The organism is Actinomadura sp. NPDC047616 (genome assembly GCF_040642915.1).
Classification (GTDB): domain Bacteria; phylum Actinomycetota; class Actinomycetes; order Streptosporangiales; family Streptosporangiaceae; genus Spirillospora; species Spirillospora miaoliensis.
The window spans coordinates 82,104-99,573 of sequence record NZ_JBEYTB010000017.1 but is presented as its reverse complement, the minus strand read 5'-3'; the positions used below and the strand labels follow the sequence as shown (position 1 = coordinate 99,573).

The window sequence follows — 17,470 nt, the reverse complement described above, 5'->3', positions numbered from 1 at the left end:
TCAGGACGAGACCGCAAGCCGTCTGGGAGGCACGTGACGATGGCCGAGCGCGCACTTCGCGGCACCCGACTCGGAGCGACGAGCTACGAGAACGATCGCAACACCGATCTGGCTCCCCGTCAGGAGGTGGACTACACCTGCTCCCGGGGGCATCGGTTCACCGTGACGCTCGCCGCCGAGGCCGAGGTGCCGATGACCTGGGAATGCCGCAACTGCGGCGTGACGGCGCTGCGGGTGGACGGTGAGGCGCCGCAGGCGAAGAAGGGCAAGCCGCCGCGCACCCACTGGGACATGTTGATGGAGCGCCGCACGGTGGAGGACCTGGAGGAGGTTCTGGCCGAGCGTCTGGCGATCCTGCGGGCGGGCCGCAGAAGGACCGCCTGACCCTCGCTCGGACGCGGTCCGTGCCGTCATCCCACCGACGGCACGGACCCGCTTCCGCACCCGTGCTTCCCGACCTGGTCTCGCTTCTGCCGTCGGCACGTCAGCTCTTGCCGCGAACGTTGATCTCGCCGTTCCCGCCGCCGCTGCCGCCGTCGTCCTTGACGACCTCCCCCTGGACCACCGTTCCCTGTGGCGCGCCGCCGGTGTCGCCGCGGCCGAACGGGTCGCGGGCGCCGAAGGGGCCGAACGCGTCGTCCATTCCCGGCGGGTAGACGGACCCGACGCCGGCGGCCCGTACGCGGCGGGCGATGCGGGCGGCGAGCAGCCGCCGCACCAGCGGCCGGGTGAACGGCAGGACGAACGCCAGGCCGAGCACGTCGGTGACGAACCCGGGGACGAGCAGCAGCATGCCGCCGAGCAGGACCAGCGCGGTGTCGGCGGGTTCGCGGTCCGGCGCGCGGCCGCGGCCGAGGGTCTCCTGCAGGTCCCGCCAGGCGCGCCGTCCCTCGCGGCGGACGATCCACCCGCCGAGCAGGCTGCCGGCCGCCAGCAGCGCGACCGCCCACCAGGGGCCGATCGCCTGCGCCACCTGGACGATCAGGTAGATCTCCAGGATCGGCATCAGCAGGAACGCCAGAACCAGTACGAGCGGCAGCATGGCTCCATCTTCACCTAGGCGGTCGGCCCTTCACCTGTGTCAACGCCAGGGCGGCGGCGAACGTTTCCACGCGGCGGCCGTTCCCGTCGGCGGCGCCCGGCGTCTCGAGGGCGGCCCGGCGCGCCGAGGCGGGCCGGACGCGGCCGTGGGGGCGGGGGCGCAGGTCAGCGGGGCGGGCGGAGCTTGCGCAGGCGCGCGTTGGTGCCCCACTGGGTGATCCGCCACATGGCCTCGACCATGATGTCGCGGTTCATCTTGCTGGCGCCGTGGGTGCGTTCGACGAAGGTGATGGGGACCTCCACGACCCGCAGGCCCTCGCGCAGCGCGCGCAGCGCCAGGTCGATCTGGAAGACATAGCCGCGGGAGTCGACGCCGTCCAGGCCGATCTTCTCCAGGGTGGCGGCGCGGAAGGCGCGGTAGCCGCCGGTGGAGTCGTGCAGCGGCACGCCGAGCATGAGGCGGGCGTAGGTGTTGGCGCCGCGGGAGAGCACCTCGCGGCGCAGCGGCCAGTTGCGGACCTGGCCGCCGGGCACCCAGCGGGCGCCGATCACCAGGTCGGCCTCGGTGAGGGCGCCGAGCAGCCGGGGCAGTTCCTCGGGCTGGTGGGAGCCGTCGGCGTCCATCTCGACCATGACGTCGTAGCCGTGGTCCAGGGCCCAGCGGAACCCGGCGATGTAGGCGGCGCCCAGGCCGTCCTTGGCGGTGCGGTGCAGCACCTTGATCTGGTCGTCGGCCTCGGCCATGGCGTCGGCGACCTTGCCGGTGCCGTCCGGGCTGTTGTCGTCGACCACCAGCACGTCCACCGACGGCACGGCCTCGCGCACCCGGCCGACCAGCCGCTCGATGTTGTCGCGCTCGTTGTAGGTGGGCACGATGACCAGCACCCGGCCGAGCTCGGCTGGGATCTCCATCGGCGTCAATTCCCCTCGTTCCCTCTGGCGGTTGACCTGGCGGCCGCCGCGACCGCCCCCACGGCCAGGAGCACCAGCGCCCATTCGGGTGCGGCGCCCAGTCGGTCGGCCGCCGTCCGCGACGTGCGCGCCGGCACGGCGGCGACATGCATGTCGGGGACGAACTCCCGCGACCGGTAGATCATCCGGCCGTCCGGGGCGACGACCGCGCTGATGCCGCTGGTCGCCGCAACCAAGATCGTACGGCCATGTTCGACCGCCCGCAGCCGGGACATCGCGATCTGCTGCGGGGGCAGGCTGGTGCGGCCGTAGGTGGCGTTGTTGGTCTGCACGACCAGCAGGGAGCCCGCGGACACGTCGCGGACCTCCTTGTCGTAGGCGACCTCGAAGCAGATGACGTCGCCGATCGTGGTCGGTCCGAGCCGCATCACGCCCGAGCGGGTGCCCTTGGCGAAGTCGCGGGGGATGCGTTCGAACCGGGTGATCAGCTTGGTGAGCAGGGACCGGAACGGCAGGTACTCGCCGAACGGGACGGGGTGCCGTTTGACGTAGTAGTCGCCGGGACCGGTGCGGGGGTCCCAGACGATGCCCCGGTTCTCGACCTTCTGCCCGTCGGGGGTGTCGACCAGGGCGCCGACGAGCACGGGCACGCCGACGTCCTTGACGGCGCCGTCGATGGCCGCGAAGGCGTCGGGTTCGGCGTAGGGGTCCAGGTCGCTGGCGTTCTCGGGCCACACCACCAGTTCGGGGCGGGGCAGTTGCCCGGAGCGGACACGGGCGGCCAGCTCGTGGGTGCGGCGCACATGGTTGTCCAGGACGGCCTTGCGCTGCCCCAGGTAGTCCAGGCCGAGCCGGGGGACGTTGCCCTGGATGACGGCGACGGTGACGGACTTGCCGTCCGTGGGCGTCGGGATGAGGAAGGCGCCGCCGACGACGGCGACCAGCGCGGCCAGGGCGACGCCGACGGGTCGTGCCGCGTCGCGGTGGAGGCGCAGGCCGCGGCGCGTCCTGGCGATCGCGACGACGGCGTAGGCGACCAGCGCGCCGGCCAGGGCGGTCAGGAAGGTCACCAGCGGCGCGCCGCCGATCGCCGCCCATGGCGTGAAGGCGGAGGCGGTCTGGCTGAACGCCAGCCGCGCCCAGGGGAAGCCGCCGAACGGGACGCGTCCGCGGGCCGCCTCCTGGGCCACCCACAGCGCGGCGGTCCAGACGGGCCAGCCGGGCAGGCGGGTGACCAGGGCGATGCCCGCGCCCATGGGCACCCAGTACAGCGCCTGGATCAGGCTGAGCAGGATCCACCCGTCCGGCCCGATCTTGATGATGCCCTCCAGCACCGGGACGAAGAACGCGACGCCGCCGACGAATCCCAGCCAGGCGCCGGTGCGGGCGGGCAGGCCGCGCAGCGCGAGGGTGAGCAGGGCGACGCCGACGGGCGCCAGCGGGGCCAGGTCGGCGGGCGGGAACGCCAGCCACAGGATCAGGCCGCCGGTCAGCGCCAGCAGGGTGCGGGGCCAGCCGGCCCGCCCGCCGCGGCGCAGCCGGTCCAGGCGTGCCGGGCGTGCGACGCCGGCCGCATCGGCCGTGCCGGCCGACGCCGGCCGTTCCGGGAGAGTCTCCTGCGCCACCGGCACGCTCCTCCGCTCATGCGTTCCCCTGGCCGGAACGGTACCGGGCCGCCGGAGCGGTGGCGACCGGGCACGATCCCCTTTATGCCGGAAACGCACCGACTGAGGGGTGCCACGGTGTTCCTCGGCCTGCCGGCGGGGTGCGAGGGAGCACGTGCGGGCGGGCGGGCGGAGGACGGTAGCGGGGCGGGAGCGGGACGGGGGGCAGAGGCGGGCACGGAGGAGGGCCCGTGACATCCCTCGGGCCGGAGTCGCCCCACAGGCGGTGAGAACGCAAGCTCCGTTTTCTAGTGGATGTCCGGGCCCTTCCCGGGTCCAAGCCCCCGACCGATCGGGCGGCCCCGCCGGGCGCGGCACCCGGGCAACGCACCTGGCTCGGGACGGAGGCGAGGAGCGATCGGTGTGCGATCCGCGCTCGTCCCCGTCGTGGCGCGGTGTCCGGTGGCGCCTTCGAGCGGCCGATCGGTGAGTCCCGTGCTGGACTGGTGCCAAACTACCGGCTTCGCGAGCTGTGTCAACCGCCGCATGCGCTGCGACGATTCCGTGTCATCCCTGCTCAGCGCCATGATCGCGAGTGCGGGGAGATCGCGCCGCCCGTCCGGTCCGTCGCCGGTGCCCGGTTTGGGACACCCCGCGCCGCGCCCCCGCGGTCACGCGCCGGCCGGGGGCACCACGACGGTGCCGGTCGCGGTGACCACCACGATCGGCTCCGCCAGCGCCTCGGCGGCCGAGGGGCCCTTGTCGGGACGGCCCCGGCACACCACGCGCGCCTCGAAGTCCAGGGTGCGGCTGCGGGTGCCGACACGGGTGACGGTGGCGGTGGCCTCCAGCACGTCACCGGCCCGCACGGGCGCGCGGAACTGGACGTCGGAGTAGGAGGCGAACAGGCCCTCGTCGCCGTCGGTGCGGATGCACACCTCGGTGGCCACGTCCCCGAACATCGCCAGCACGTACGCGCCGTCCACCAGGTCCCCGGCGTAGTGGGCGTGCCCGTAGGGGACGTAGCGGCGGTGGGTGACGGTGAGTCCTTGACGCGGATCGCTCACTGGGCGGCCTCCCGGGGCAGCAGGGCGTGGACGAGGTAGCTGGCGACCTCCGACGGGGTGGTGCCCTTGCCGAAGATGCGGTCCACCCCCAGCTCGTCGGCGGTGACGGTGTCGAAGCGGGGGCCGCCCACCACCAGCAGCGGACGGCCCATGCCCGCGGCCACGGCGGTGGGGTACTCGGCGTGGAACGCGGCGGCCATCTGCTTGGTGTTGTGCAGGTGCGCGTTGCGCTGGGTGACGACCTGGGACACCAGCACGGCGTCGGCGTCCTCGGCCTTGGCGCGGGCCACCAGTTCCTCCACGGTGACCTGGGCGCCCATGTTGACCACCTGGATCTCGCGGTAGTACTCCAGGCCCTTCTCCCCCGCGAAGCCCTTGACGTTGAGGATGGCGTCGATCCCGACGGTGTGGGCGTCGGTGCCGATGCACGCGCCCACCACCACCAGGCGGCGGCCCAGCGCCGACCGGATCGCCAGGTTGACCTCCTGGGCGCTCAGCAGCGGGTACTCGCGTTCGGGCGGGGCGGGGATGCCCGCGTAGTCGATGAGGTGGTTGACCCGTCCGTAGACGATGAAGAACGTGAAGTCGGGGCCCATCGGCTTGGCGTGCACCACGCTGGCCGGGTCCAGCCCCATCTTCCCGGCCAGTTGCAGCGCGGCGGCCTCGGCGCGCTTGCCCGCCGGCACGGGAAGGGTGAACGACAGCTGCACCATGCCGTCGCCGGTGGTGTCGCCGTAGGGGCGGATGACCTGCCGTGTGTCGGCTTCGGCGGGGGTGTGGGCGGTGGTGGAGCCGGGGGTCGTGGCCGTCATGCGGGCACCTCCTCCTGCGCGCGCGCCGCGGCGTGGGGGTCCTCGGTGTCGAGGATCTCGATGGCGGGGTTGAAGTAGCCGTCGGCACGTTCCACGACGCCGTCCAGGCCCTTGCCGCCGTCGGGGGGACGGCGGGTGACGCCGAACGTGCCGTCGGCGATGGCGTTGAGCAGCCCGTCGTCGGCAATGCGCGCCAGCAGGTCCACCGACTCGGCCAGCACGCGCCGCGCCCGCTGGACGATGAACCCGTCGGGGCGCGGGACGAAGTCCTCGGCCAGGTCGCCGCAGGCGTCGCGGACGTAGCGCACGTTCTCCAGCGCCAGGTCGCGGTCCGACAGCCAGGGGGTGTGGATGCCCTCGGTCATCATGCCGATGAGGATGATGGACTGGCCGGTCATCACCCCGGCCAGGTTGAAGAAGGCGTCCAGCAGGTATCCGGCGAAGATGTTGCCGGTCATGTGCTTGGTGGGCGGCATGTACTTCAGCGGCGCGGCGGGGAACAGCTCGCGCACCAGCTGGGCGTGCGCCAGCTCCAGGCGGAACGAGCCCGGCAGCGACGGGTCGATCTCGAAGGCGTGGCCGAGGCCGAGCTGGGCGTCGGTCAGGCCCGCTTCGTGCGCGAACCGCTCGTTGAGCAGCTGGCTGACGATCACCGTGTGCGCGGCGTCGACCGCGTCGGCGGTGGTGAGGTAGTTGTCCTCCCCGGTGTTGATCACGATGCCGGCGCGGGCGTGGATCTGCCGGGAGAACCGCTGGTCGATGAAGGTGCGGCGGGGGTTGATGTCGCGGAAGATGATGCCGTACATGCAGTCGTTGAGCATCATGTCCAGCCGTTCCAGCCCGGCCAGCGTCGCGATCTCCGGCATGCACAGGCCCGAGGCGTAGTTGGTCAGCCGCACGTACCGGCCCAGCTCGCGGGACACGTCGTCGAGCGCGGCCCGCATCAGCCGGAAGTTCTCCTGCGTGGCGTAGGTCCCGGCGTAGCCTTCGCGGGTGGCGCCCTCGGGGACGAAGTCCAGCAGCGACTGCCCGGTGGAGCGGATCACCGCGACCACGTCGGCGCCCTCCCGGGCGGCGGCCTGCGCCTGCGGGATGTCCTCGTGGATGTCGCCGGTGGCGACGATCAGGTAGATCCACGGGTGCGGCGGGTCGCCGACCTGGCCGAGCAGCCGGTCGCGTTCGGCGCGGCGGCGGTCGATGCGGTCGACGCCGCCGCGGGCGGCGGCGCGCGCCGCGGAACGCGCCGCCCGCTCCGCGTCCCCGGCGGGCAGGCGGAACCGGACCCGGCCGCGGGCGGCGGCCTGCGCCAGCTCGGTCAGGGACGGGTAGGGGCCGGTCAGCAGCGCGTCCCACACCGGCAGCGCGACGCCGTGCTCCAGGCCGACCTGGTCGCGCACGGCGTCGGCGAGGTGGTTGACCCAGGGGCGGCCGTCGGCGTCGGCGCCCGCCAGCCCGGCCAGGCGCAGCAGCGCCCGTTCCACCGACACCGTGGTATGGGTCCGGGCCATCTCGATGATCGGTTCGGCGGCGCGCGCGGCCAGCCGCCGGGCCGTGCGCACCGCCTCCGGATCGAGTTCCAGCTTGGGCTGCGGCGTCATTGCCGTCCTCCGATCCACCGACAATCATCCGTCTCAGCGGAATATCTACGGAAGATCCTCCGGCATGCAGCCCTGATTGCGCAAGAACCTCTCTAGCCGCCGCCGGTCACAGCGGCGGCCGCACACCGGTCAACGTCCCGTTCACAGGCCCGGTCACAGGCCCGGGATCTGGTGGTTGCGGAAAGCGTCGACGAAGAGCCGGTGGTCGTCGCGCACCACCGCCGCGTACTCCATCCCGAACTCGATCATCGCCTCCACGAACGCCGACTCGTCCGGGCCGATCACCTTGTCGATGGCCTCCTCCACCTGGAAGCCGACCAGCGTGTGGTCGGAGTCGGTGTCCGACACGCAGTGGATCTTGGCGGTGGCGCGGCCCAGGTCGTCCAGCAGCGGCAGCATCTCCTCCGGCTCGGTCAGCCCCGACCAGTCCAGGTCCTCCTCGTAGGGCGACAGCTCCTGCACCACGTAGCCCACGCCGTCGATCTGCGTGTACCCCAGCCACGGGTCGGTGTTGGCCTGCAGCGCCCGCCGCGACACCGCCGTGCGGTGGCCGTGGTGCCGGAAGTAGCCGCGGATGCGCTCGTCGTCCACCACCCGGCTGGGCGCGGCCACGTTGCCCTGCTTCATCGACAGGATGACGTCGTTCTCCAGCGCCTGGGTGTGCCCCTCCACCAGCACGTTGTAGGCCGACAGCCCGGCCGAGCCGATGCCGAAGCCCGACGCGCCCACGATGTCCTTGACCCGGTAGGTCAGGCTGCCGAACCGCTTGTCCTCGGGGATGGTGTGCAGGTACTCCTCGTAGGCCCGCTCGACCTTGGCACGTTCCCGCTCGTCCAGCCGCCGCACGCCCGGCCCGGCGCGGAAGCGCCGCTCGTGCCGCTCGACGACCGTCTTGTCCTCCAGCAGCCCGATGCGGGTCGACGACAGCGCCGAGACCAGCACCTGGCGGGCGTGCCCGTCGGTGTTGTCCAGGGTCAGCGCGAAGCCCTGGTCGTCGCCGTGCGCGGCGAAGGCGCGCACCTGGTCGACGTAGGCGCGCACGTACGTCTCGATCATCCGGCGGATGTCGGCGTCGGAGATCGCCTTGCCCCACGCCAGCAGCGCCACGCTGGCCACCAGCCGCTTGACGTCCCAGGTGAAGTGCCCGACGTAGGCCTCGTCGAAGTCGTTGACGTCGAAGACGAACACCCCGTCGTCGCTCATGTAGGTGCCGAAGTTCTGCGCGTGCAGGTCGCCCTGGATCCACACCCGGCTGGTGCGCTCGTCGGCCCACGGGTCGTCGTCGTGCACGATGTCGGCGTAGAACAGGCAGGCGCTGCCCCGGTAGAAGGCGAACGGGTCGGCGGCCATCTTCCGGAACCGGCGGCGGAAGTCGGCGGGACTGCGCTCCATCAGGTCCGCGAAGGCCTCGACCAGCACGTCGACGATCTGCCGCTGCCGCTCCTCGGGCGCCTTCTCCCGCAGGGACCGGGTGATGCTCGCCATCTGTGTTCTCTTCTCTGCTCGGGTGCCGGGGCGCGCTCCTGCCCCAAGGTCCGGGCGCCCCCCGCCGCTACCGGACGTACCCGAGTCATTGTGCCGAATCGCGCTCCGCCCGGGCGGTGAACAACGCGCGAACCCCGGGCACCGACCGCACCAGTTCCAGCGCCATCCGCGCGTGCCCCGGCACGTACCCGTTGCCGATCAGCATCGTGACGTCCGCGGCCAGCCCCTCGGCGCCCAGCGCCGCCGCCGGGAACGAGGTCGCCATCGAGAAGAACACCACCGTCCCGCCCGGCGCGGTGCCCAGGATCGCCCCGTGCTCGCAGCCGGGCACGTCCACGCACACCACCGTCACGTCGGCGGGCTCGCCGAGCGCCTCCGCCACCGCCACCGGGTCGCGCGCGTCCGCCACCACCACCGCGTCGGCCAGCCCGGAGCCCTCCAGCCGCCGCCGCTCGTCCGCGTCGGGCACCAGCCCGACCGTGCGCGCCGCCCCCGCCCGCCGCGCCGCCGCCAGCGACAGCGACCCGCTCTTGCCCGCCCCGCCCAGCACCGCCACCACCGGGGGCGCGCCCCTGCCGACGCGCTCGGCCACCACGCGATGGGTGAGGGCGGGCGCGCCGCACACGTCCATCACCGACAGCGCCAGCGGCATCGGCAGGTCGTCGGGCAGCACGGCGGCGATGGAACGGGCGAACAGGATGGCGTGCCCCTCGGCCGGCACCTGCTCGGACCGGCCGTCCCAGCGGGCCAGCCCGTCGGTGATCGCCAGCGGCGTGAGCGTCAGCGACACCAGCGTGGCGACGCGGTCCCCCGGCCGCAGGCCGAGCGGCGAGTCGGGACCGGCCTCGTCGACGACACCGACCAGCATGCCGCCCGAGCCGGTCACCGGGTTGTGCATCTTGCCGCGCTCCTCGACGATCTCCAGCACGGCCCGGCGCAGCGCCCCGGCGTCGTCCCCGTGCTCGGTGCGCAGCTGCCGGTAGGACGCGGCGTCCAGGTTCAGCCGCTCCACCCGCACCCGCACCTCGTCGGGCCGGATGCGCGGGTCGGTGTCCAGGCGGCGGGCGGCCTGCGGCAGCACGCCGCGCGGCTCCAGCACCCGGTGCAGGCCCACCGCGGTCCCGGCCGCGGTTCCGGCCGCCGTCCCCGACGGCGTCCCGGCCGTGCCCCCCGCGCCCGGAGCGGCGCCGGAGCTTTCGGTCTCGCTGCGAAGATCGGTCATCTCTGTCCCGCCTCGCCTTCCCTGTCCGAATGTGAGTCCGCAGATTATCCCGGGCAGCTCTGGTTTATCCGGAAGTCTTCCCGTAACGTCCGTCATATACAAGACTTTGTCCGCAGCCCGTCGCGAGAGGTCAACGATGACCACTGCCCTGCACCCCGAGCCGGACACCGCCCGCCACCCGGGCGGGCCCGCCGAACAGCCCTACGCCTACCGGCGCCGGCCCCTGGTCGAACCCGACTGGCGCCGCCTTCCGGGCTGGCGGGACGTCACCACCGCCGAATGGGAGTCGGCCCAGTGGCAGCGCGCGCACTGCGTCAAGAACATCCGGCAGCTGCGGCAGGTGATGGGCGACCTGCTCGACGAGTCCTTCTACGCCGACCTGCGACGCGACCAGGACGAACGCGCCACCATGTCCATGCTCGTCACGCCGCAGATGCTCAACACCATGGACACCGGCTCCACCGAGGCGTTCTACGCCGACCCGGTGCGCCGCTACATGATCCCCGTGTTCAGCGACCGCCGCACCGACTGGCCGTCCCACCCCCACGCCACCCGCGACTCCCTCCACGAGGCCGAGATGTGGGCCGTCGAGGGCCTCACCCACCGCTACCCCACCAAGGTCCTGGCCGAGCTGCTGCCCACCTGCCCGCAGTACTGCGGCCACTGCACCCGCATGGACCTGGTCGGCAACTCCACCCCGGCCGTCGACAAGCACCGCTTCACCGTCCGGCCGCCCGACCGGCACGGGGCCATGCTCGACTACCTGCGCCGCACCCCCGGCGTACGCGACGTCGTCGTCTCCGGCGGCGACGTGGCCAACCTCCCCTGGCCGCGCCTGGAGTCCTTCGTCGACGCCCTGCTGGACATCGACAACATCCGCGACATCCGCCTGGCCACCAAAGCGCTCATGGGCCTGCCCCAGCACTGGCTGCAGGACGACGTCCGCGCGGGCATGGAACGCCTCGCCGCCAAGGCGCACCGGCGCGGCGTGCAGATCGCCGTCCACACCCACGTCAACGCCGCCCAGTCCGTCACACCCCTGGTCGCCAGGGCGGCACGCGCCCTGCTCGACACCGGCATCCGCGACGTCCGCAACCAGGGCGTGCTGCTGCGCGGCGTCAACGACTCCCCCGCCGCCCTGCTCGACCTGTCGTTCGCCCTGCTCGACGAGGCCGGGATCATGCCCTACTACCTCTACATGTGCGACATGATCCCGTTCAGCGAGCACTGGCGGCTGGCGGTCTGGGAGGCCCAGCGACTGCAGCACGCCATCATGGGCTACCTGCCCGGCTTCGCCACCCCCCGCATCGTGTGCGACGTGCCGTACGTGGGCAAGCGCTGGGTGCACCAGCTCGCCGACTACGACCGCGAACGCGGCATCTCCTACTGGACCAAGAACTACCGCACCGGCCTGGAGGCCACCGACCCCGACGCCCTCACCCGCCGCTACGAGTACTACGACCCCATCCACACCCTGCCCGAGTCCGGACAGGACTGGTGGCGAAGCCACTGACCCGCCGGGGTCGGCACCCACCGAACGGCGCCGGCCGGCCCGGCCCGGCTACGCTTCGCTGAATGGGACCCGAGCTCACCGAACGCTTCCCCCTCGGCGCCGCTGCGACCGTCGCCGAACTGGAGGCCGACCCGCATCCCCTGCTGGCACGGCTGCGCGCGCACGAGCCGGTGTCCTGGCTGCCCGCCCTCGGCGGCTGGCTGGTCACCTCGCACCACCTGGCCGTCCGCGTCATGCGCGACGCCGCCACCTTCACCGTCGACGACCCGCGCTTCTCCACCGCGCGGGTCGTCGGGCCCAGCATGCTGTCACTGGACGGCGCCGCCCACACCCGCCACCGCGACCCGTTCGCCCGCCCGTTCCGGCCCGCGCGCACCCGCGCCCGCTTCACCGCGTTCGTCGAGGCCGAGACCGCCCGCCTGGTGGACGGGCTGGCTCCGGCGGGACGGGCCGAACTGCGCGGCGACCTGGCGGGCCCGCTCGCCGTCGCGGTCGTCGCCGAGGCGCTGGGCCTGGACGGCGTGGACGCGGCGACCGTCCGTTCCTGGTACGGCGCGTTCGTCGACGCCGTGTCGGCCATCACCGCCGGGCAGGAGCCGCCCGGCCGCGCCCGCGACGCCCACGACCGGCTCCGCGCCGCCGTGGAGGACGCGCTCGCCGCGAACGGCTCCCTGCTGGCCGAGGCGGCGCGGCACGAGGCGGGCCTGACCACCGCCGAGGTCGTCGCCAACGCGGCCGTGCTGATGTTCGGCGGCATCGACACCACCGAAGGCATGATCGTCAACGCCGTCCGGCACCTGCTCGGCGATCCCGGCGGGCTCGCCCTCGTACGCGACGACCCCGGACTGCTGGAGGCGGCGATCGAGGAGTCGCTGCGGCTGGAGCCCTCGGCGTCGGTCGTCGACCGCTACGCCACCCGTAACGTCCGCCTGGCCGGGGCCGACGTGCGTCAGGGCGACCTGGTCCGGGTGTCGATCGCGGGCGCCAACCGCGACCCGTCCGTGTTCACCGACCCCGACCGGTTCGACGTGCGGCGCGCCAACGTCTCCGACCACCTGGCGTTCGCGCACGGCCCGCACTTCTGCTTCGGCGCCACGCTCGCCCGCCTGGAGGCCCGCACGGCGCTCACCGCCCTGCTCGACCGCCTCCCCGGCCTGCGCTTCGACCCGGTCCGTCCCACGTCGCCGCGGGGTCTGGTGTTTCGCCGACCTTCGCACCTGCATGTCCTGTGGGACGCCTGAGCCGAGCGCCTTTACGTTGTAGATTTATAAGCCGCGGACCGGCGGTCGAACGAGTGCGCGGCGCGACGCCGGCATCGGACGGCGAAACCGGAGGCGGCACGGCGGCGTCGAAGAGAGGTCGTGCGGGATGTCCCGGGCGAAAGCATCACAATGCAAATGTGGGAGCATCTGCGCATGGTCGTGGAACGCCAGGTCGAGCTGGTCTTCGGGCGGGAGAGCCGGGAGGCCGAGACGCACACCAACCTGTCCGCCGTCCGCCAGGACGGCCGCTGCCTGTGGGTGGCCGGGGACGAGACCGCCACCGTCGAGCGGCTGACGGCGACGGTGTCCGGCGACGGGCGGGTGACCGGCTACGGCGACCAGCGCACCGTGCCCCTGGCCGACCTGGTCCCGCTGCCCGCCGGACGCGACGAGGAGGCCGACATCGAAGGCCTGGCCCGCGCCGGCGGATGGCTGTGGGCGATCGGCTCGCACAGCCTCAAGCGCAAGAAGATCAAGGACGGGCAGCCCGCCGCCAAGGCCCGCAGGCGGCTGGCCACCGTCGTCCGCGAGGACAACCGCTTCATCCTGGCCCGCATCCCCCTGGTCACCGGCGCCGACGGGCTGCCCGAGGTCGCCCGGCGCGACGGCGAGCGCACCGCCGCCGTCCTCGGCGGACACGGCGACTCCCTCACCGACCTGCTGGCCGGCGACCCGCACCTGGCGCCGTTCCTGCACCTTCCGGGCAAGGACAACGGCGTCGACATCGAGGGCGTCGCCGCCCACCGCGACCGCCTGTACGTGGGGCTGCGCGGCCCGGTGCTGCGCGGCTGGGCGGTGGTCGTCGAGATCCGTCCCGAGACACACCCCGACGACCCGCACCGGCTGCGTCCGCGCCCGATCGACGGCGACGAGCCGTACCGGACCCACTTCCTCGACCTGGACGGGCTCGGGGTGCGCGACATGTGCCCGCACGGCGACGACCTGCTCCTGCTCACCGGGCCGAGCATGGACCTGGACGGCCCGGTGCGCGTGGTGCGCTGGCCCGGCGCGGCCACGGCCGACTCCCCCGGCGTGGTCCCCGCGTCCGACCTGGAAATGCTGGGCGAACTGCCGTACGGGCAGGGCGACGACCACGCCGAGGGCATCGCCGTCCTGGACGATTCCGACGCGTCCACGCTGCGGCTGCTCGTCGTCTACGACAGCCCGTCGCCGGCGCGCCTGACCGAGCGCGGCGGCGTTCTGGCCGACGTGGTCGCCTTCAAGCACTGACCCCGTCGGCCTCCGGGAGAACCCGTATTCCGCGAGCCCCCTTAACCGGGCACGCGTCCCACCCTTATACGGCCCATCCGTCGGTGGAATCACTCATGCGCTGAGTCATGGAACTCCACCACCTCCAGAGAGTTACGGATGACCTGTCCAGAGGGTGGATCCATTGTCACCTTGGCGATGTGCGCTGTTACTTCGCGTAGCTGATTCCGGGCGTTGCGCGCTGCTAGTTTTTCAGCCGGCTGCCCAGCCGCCGTCCCTCATCCAGGCGGGCGGCCTCGCGGCGCTCACGACGGGCCGGCCGGTCTGACTTTCGACTGGAACCTGCTCCGCGGGGCGATCGACCGCGTCGGAGCCACCGACGCCCTTGATCACCACGCGATGATGTGGCCGCCGCAGGCCGTGCCGGATACCGAGCCCTCCCCCGGCATCCGGCACGGCCGCCCCGGCACGCGCCCCCGGCACGCGCCCCCGGGCCGGCCGGGGTTCGCCGCCGTGCCGCCCGGCAGGACGACGCCCTCCGCGCCCGTCGCCCCGTCGCCCCGTCGCCCGCCCGTCCGGGCGGCCGCGCATCGCCGGGCGGTGCCCGGACGCGGCGCGCCCCTCAGCCGCAACGGCCCCAGGAAGGGGCGAACCTGAGCCCCGGAGACGTCGTCCTACAGGCCAGGGAGGGGCGAAAGTGATCTTTCTTCCCTCGCTTGCGGGCTTTTCTGGACAGGCGACGACGGGATCTGGATACTCACAGCTATGGACGGTCAGCCCTCATATCCGGTGAGAGCGTCCGATATGGAGCGCGACCGGGTCCTGCGTGTGCTCAGCGATCGCGTGGCCGAGGGCCGGATGTCCCAGGAGACCTTCGAGCGCCGCGTCGACCAGGTGCTTCGGGCCCGCAGCCAGGCGGAACTGGCCGACATCGTGCACGATCTGCCCACCGGCAACCGGGTGGTGGACCGGCTGACCGGGCTGGTGTCCCATGTGTCGCAGGTGACCGCGCGGATCGAGGCGGCCTGGCGGACGCCCCGGCTGCCCCGGTTCGTCCTGCCGGGCAACGGGCTCACCCGCGTGCTCGTCGGCCGCGCCCCGGGATGCCAGTTCATCCTCACCGACCTGACCGTCTCCCGGTTCCACGCCGAGATCTACCGCGCCGACGACGGCTGGATGATCTCCGACCTGGGCTCGATGAACGGTACCCGGGTCAACGGCTGGCGGCTGACCGGCCCCGCGCGGCTGCGCCCCGGCGACGAGATCGGCTTCGGCAACGCCAGCTTCATCGTGACCGCCCCGTTCGGCTAGACGGGCGGCTGAAAGGCCGTCCTCGGCCGGGGGTCAGACCGTGCCGGCGCGGTAGACGACGAACGAGACGGCTATGTACTGCAGGATGTAGGCGGCCACGGTGAGGGCGTGGAAGACCTCGTGGAAGCCGAACCAGCGCGGGGAGGGGTCGGGGCGGCGCAGGCCGTAGACGAGGCCGCCGATGCTGTAGAGGACGCCGCCCAGGGCCACGAGTATCGCGACGGTGACGCCCGTGCCGTCCAGGAACTGCGGGACGAAGAAGGCCGCCACCCAGCCCAGGCCGATGTAGAGGGCGGTGTAGAGCCAGCGCGGAGCGCGGATCCACAGCACCCGGAACAGGACCCCGGCGGTGGCGCCCGCCCACACCACCGACAACACGATCGCCCGTACCGCGCCCTCCAGGATCAGGTAGGCGAACGGCGTGTAGGTGCCGGCGATGATGAGGTAGATGTTGGCGTGGTCGAAGCGGCGCAGCCAGTCGCCGACGCGCTCGGACCAGCGGCCGCGGTGGTACGCGGCGGACACCCCGAACAGCAGCGCCGAGGTCAGCGCGTAGACCGCCGCGCACAGCCGCGCGCCCAGGGTGGGGCCGAGCGCGACCAGCACCAGCCCCGCAACCAACGCCAGAGGGAACGTCCCCGCGTGCAGCCAGCCGCGCAGTTTCGGCTTGACCGCCTGCGCGAGGTCCGCCGCCGCCTGCCTCACCGCGCACCTCCCTTTTGCCGCTCCGGGGCTCAGCGTAGCCCGGTCCCGGGTCCCTTGATCGTAGGAATGCCATGGTGATTCCCGGCACGTTTTCACGGGATGGTTACGCGGTGCACAAAGCCGTGTGCCTTGACAAAGTAAGGTGCGGTCCGGGGCCCGATAGGGTCGCCTTGTCCGGGGCACGAGGGACGAGAAGCGAGCGGGAGGGAGCACACCGTGCGGATCGGGTTCGCGGTGCCGGTGTCGGGAGGATGGGCGACGCCGCACAACCAGGTAGAGGTCGCGCGACGGGCCGAGGAGCTCGGCTACCACTCGGTCTGGACGCTGCAGCGGCTGCTGAATCCGGCGGATGCCACCGACCTCACCTACCGCAACGTGCCCGACCCGCTGCTGACGCTGGCGTACCTGGCGGGACAGACCAGCCGCGTCCGCCTGGGCGTGGCCGTGGTCAACATGCCGTACTTCTCCCCCGCCCTGCTCGCCAAGCAGGCCGTCACGCTCGACCACCTGTCGGGCGGACGGCTCGACCTGGGGCTGGGCCTGGGGTGGATGCCCGAGGAGTTCGCCGCCGTGGGCGCGCCCATGGAACGGCGCGGGGCGCGCGCCGAGGAGTTCCTGGCCGCGCTGCGCACGCTGTGGGGCGACGAGGTCAGCCGGTTCGACGGCGAGTTCTACCGGTTCCCGCCCGTGCGGATGGAGCCCAAGCCGGTGCAGAGCCCCGAACCGCCGGTGCTGCTCGGCGGGACGTCCGAGCCCGCGCTGCGCCGCGCCGGACGGCTGGCCGCGGGGTGGGTCAGCTCCAGCCGCGCCGACCTGACCGCCATCGGGCGGTCCATCGCGGTCGTGCGCGAGGCCGCCGAGAAGGCCGGGCGTGATCCGGACGCGCTGCGCATGGTGTGCCGGGGCGCCGTCCGGCTGCGCGAGCCGGGCCTGCCGGACCGCCGTCCGCTGACCGGTTCGCCGGAGGAGGTCCGCGCCGACATCGCCGAGCTGGCCGCGCGGGGCGTCACCGAACTGTTCGTGGACCTGAACTTCGACCAGGCCCTGACCGGCCCGGACGCCGATCCGGCGCGGTCGATGTCCGTCGCCCGGGACGCGCTGGAGGCGTTCGCCCCCCGGGACTGAGCGCGCCCCCGCCCGGATCGGCCGGGCCGGGCGTGGACTGGGCGTGGACTGGGCGGCCGCCGGTCGTTTCCGGGGGGGGAACACCGGCGGCCGCGAAAGACGAGGGCCGGGTGCCGTCACAGCTGCGGACGGCGGCCCTCCCAGGGGGTGCTGAGGACGACCGTGGTGCGGGTGGCCACGTTGGCCGCGGCACGGATCTTCTGGAGCAGTTCCTCCAGCTCGTTCGGCGATCCGACGCGGACCTTGAGGATGTAGCTCTCGTCGCCCGCGACCGAGTGACACGCCTCGATGGCCGACAGGTGGGTCAGCCGTTCGGGCGCGTCGTCGGGTGCCGACGGGTCGATCGGTTTGATCGACACGAACGCGGTCATCGGCAGCCCGATCCGCTCGTGGTCGAGCACCGCGGTGAAGCCTTTGATCACACCGCGCTTCTGCAGCCGGCGCACCCGCTGGTGCACCGCCGACACCGACAGGCCGGTCTCCTTGGCCAGGTCGGTGAAGCTCATCCGGCCGTCGTCGGCCAGCAACCCCATGATCTGACGATCGATCTCCTCCACCCCGAAAATCTAGCGTGTCGGCGCGACACGCCGCAGAATCTCCGGCG

The 17,470-nt window shown here is 72.9% G+C and carries 16 protein-coding genes; 6 read left to right on the top strand and 10 right to left on the bottom strand.

Going from position 1 to position 17,470, the window contains the following annotated elements; translation table 11 throughout:
• Positions 1–39: 39 nt before the first annotated feature.
• On the top strand, positions 40–384 hold the full coding sequence (locus tag ABZ801_RS32900) for an RNA polymerase-binding protein RbpA (protein WP_344946444.1): 345 nt from the start codon (positions 40–42) through the stop codon (positions 382–384).
• A 100-nt stretch (positions 385–484) separates the two neighbouring features.
• On the opposite strand, the gene ABZ801_RS32895 is transcribed toward ABZ801_RS32900, so the two are convergent.
• The 8 genes from ABZ801_RS32895 to ABZ801_RS32860 all read right to left on the bottom strand — a co-directional run bounded on the left by ABZ801_RS32895 (position 485) and on the right by ABZ801_RS32860 (position 9,741).
• Positions 485–1,042: an FxsA family protein gene (locus tag ABZ801_RS32895; protein WP_360705374.1), complete on the bottom strand. Its 558-nt coding sequence runs from the start codon at positions 1,040–1,042 to the stop codon at positions 485–487.
• A 164-nt stretch (positions 1,043–1,206) separates the two neighbouring features.
• Complete coding sequence (locus ABZ801_RS32890; RefSeq protein ID WP_344946314.1) at positions 1,207–1,953, bottom strand: polyprenol monophosphomannose synthase; 747 nt, start codon at positions 1,951–1,953, stop codon at positions 1,207–1,209.
• Between the two features lie 5 nt (positions 1,954–1,958).
• Positions 1,959–3,578: an apolipoprotein N-acyltransferase gene (gene lnt, locus ABZ801_RS32885; RefSeq protein ID WP_360705371.1), complete on the bottom strand. Its 1,620-nt coding sequence runs from the start codon at positions 3,576–3,578 to the stop codon at positions 1,959–1,961.
• 650 nt (positions 3,579–4,228) lie between these two features.
• A complete protein-coding gene (locus ABZ801_RS32880; RefSeq protein WP_344946321.1) occupies positions 4,229–4,624 on the bottom strand; it encodes a hotdog fold domain-containing protein in 396 nt (131 codons plus the stop codon).
• Positions 4,621–5,436, bottom strand: a complete 816-nt coding sequence (locus tag ABZ801_RS32875) for an OAM dimerization domain-containing protein (RefSeq protein WP_360705368.1) — start codon at positions 5,434–5,436, stop codon at positions 4,621–4,623. The genes ABZ801_RS32880 and ABZ801_RS32875 overlap by 4 nt, the downstream gene beginning before the upstream one ends.
• Positions 5,433–7,034: a lysine 5,6-aminomutase subunit alpha gene (locus ABZ801_RS32870; protein WP_360705365.1), complete on the bottom strand. Its 1,602-nt coding sequence runs from the start codon at positions 7,032–7,034 to the stop codon at positions 5,433–5,435. The genes ABZ801_RS32875 and ABZ801_RS32870 overlap by 4 nt, the downstream gene beginning before the upstream one ends.
• Before the next feature lie 153 nt (positions 7,035–7,187).
• On the bottom strand, positions 7,188–8,519 hold the full coding sequence (locus ABZ801_RS32865) for a DUF2252 domain-containing protein (RefSeq protein ID WP_360705362.1): 1,332 nt from the start codon (positions 8,517–8,519) through the stop codon (positions 7,188–7,190).
• 85 nt (positions 8,520–8,604) lie between these two features.
• Complete coding sequence (locus tag ABZ801_RS32860) at positions 8,605–9,741, bottom strand: L-erythro-3,5-diaminohexanoate dehydrogenase (RefSeq protein WP_360705359.1); 1,137 nt, start codon at positions 9,739–9,741, stop codon at positions 8,605–8,607.
• A gap of 136 nt (positions 9,742–9,877) precedes the next feature.
• Here ABZ801_RS32860 and ABZ801_RS32855 point away from each other — a divergent pair, with 136 nt between their 5' ends.
• The 4 genes from ABZ801_RS32855 to ABZ801_RS32840 all read left to right on the top strand — a co-directional run bounded on the left by ABZ801_RS32855 (position 9,878) and on the right by ABZ801_RS32840 (position 15,036).
• On the top strand, positions 9,878–11,254 hold the full coding sequence (locus ABZ801_RS32855) for a lysine 2,3-aminomutase (protein ID WP_360705356.1): 1,377 nt from the start codon (positions 9,878–9,880) through the stop codon (positions 11,252–11,254).
• 62 nt (positions 11,255–11,316) lie between these two features.
• On the top strand, positions 11,317–12,495 hold the full coding sequence (locus ABZ801_RS32850) for a cytochrome P450 (protein ID WP_360705353.1): 1,179 nt from the start codon (positions 11,317–11,319) through the stop codon (positions 12,493–12,495).
• Positions 12,496–12,651: 156 nt separating this feature from the next.
• Positions 12,652–13,746 (top strand): DUF3616 domain-containing protein, encoded by a 1,095-nt coding sequence (locus ABZ801_RS32845; protein WP_360705350.1) that lies wholly within the window; start codon positions 12,652–12,654, stop codon positions 13,744–13,746.
• A gap of 744 nt (positions 13,747–14,490) precedes the next feature.
• A complete protein-coding gene (locus ABZ801_RS32840) occupies positions 14,491–15,036 on the top strand; it encodes a DUF1707 and FHA domain-containing protein (RefSeq protein ID WP_360705348.1) in 546 nt (181 codons plus the stop codon).
• Positions 15,037–15,069: 33 nt separating this feature from the next.
• Here the strand turns inward: ABZ801_RS32840 and ABZ801_RS32835 are convergent, their stop codons facing one another.
• Entirely contained in the window at positions 15,070–15,741 is a 672-nt protein-coding gene (locus ABZ801_RS32835) for a hemolysin III family protein (protein WP_360705346.1), read from the bottom strand.
• Positions 15,742–15,957: 216 nt separating this feature from the next.
• Between ABZ801_RS32835 and ABZ801_RS32830 the strand changes: the two genes are divergently transcribed.
• Positions 15,958–16,866, top strand: coding sequence for a TIGR03619 family F420-dependent LLM class oxidoreductase (locus ABZ801_RS32830; RefSeq protein ID WP_344946352.1), 909 nt, complete (start codon positions 15,958–15,960; stop codon positions 16,864–16,866).
• 116 nt (positions 16,867–16,982) lie between these two features.
• Here the strand turns inward: ABZ801_RS32830 and ABZ801_RS32825 are convergent, their stop codons facing one another.
• Entirely contained in the window at positions 16,983–17,423 is a 441-nt protein-coding gene (locus ABZ801_RS32825; protein ID WP_344946355.1) for an Lrp/AsnC family transcriptional regulator, read from the bottom strand.
• Positions 17,424–17,470: the final 47 nt, after the last annotated feature.

Coding starts and splice junctions, on each gene's coding strand:
- ABZ801_RS32845 (WP_360705350.1), top strand. CDS start 12,652: ATGTGGGAGCATCTGCGCATGGTCGTGGAACGCCAGGTCGAGCTGGTC.
- ABZ801_RS32850 (WP_360705353.1), top strand. CDS start 11,317: ATGGGACCCGAGCTCACCGAACGCTTCCCCCTCGGCGCCGCTGCGACC.
- ABZ801_RS32900 (WP_344946444.1), top strand. CDS start 40: ATGGCCGAGCGCGCACTTCGCGGCACCCGACTCGGAGCGACGAGCTAC.
- ABZ801_RS32875 (WP_360705368.1), bottom strand. CDS start 5,436: ATGACGGCCACGACCCCCGGCTCCACCACCGCCCACACCCCCGCCGAA.
- ABZ801_RS32895 (WP_360705374.1), bottom strand. CDS start 1,042: ATGCTGCCGCTCGTACTGGTTCTGGCGTTCCTGCTGATGCCGATCCTG.
- ABZ801_RS32840 (WP_360705348.1), top strand. CDS start 14,491: ATGGACGGTCAGCCCTCATATCCGGTGAGAGCGTCCGATATGGAGCGC.
- ABZ801_RS32855 (WP_360705356.1), top strand. CDS start 9,878: ATGACCACTGCCCTGCACCCCGAGCCGGACACCGCCCGCCACCCGGGC.
- ABZ801_RS32890 (WP_344946314.1), bottom strand. CDS start 1,953: ATGGAGATCCCAGCCGAGCTCGGCCGGGTGCTGGTCATCGTGCCCACC.
- ABZ801_RS32865 (WP_360705362.1), bottom strand. CDS start 8,519: ATGGCGAGCATCACCCGGTCCCTGCGGGAGAAGGCGCCCGAGGAGCGG.
- ABZ801_RS32860 (WP_360705359.1), bottom strand. CDS start 9,741: ATGACCGATCTTCGCAGCGAGACCGAAAGCTCCGGCGCCGCTCCGGGC.
- ABZ801_RS32870 (WP_360705365.1), bottom strand. CDS start 7,034: ATGACGCCGCAGCCCAAGCTGGAACTCGATCCGGAGGCGGTGCGCACG.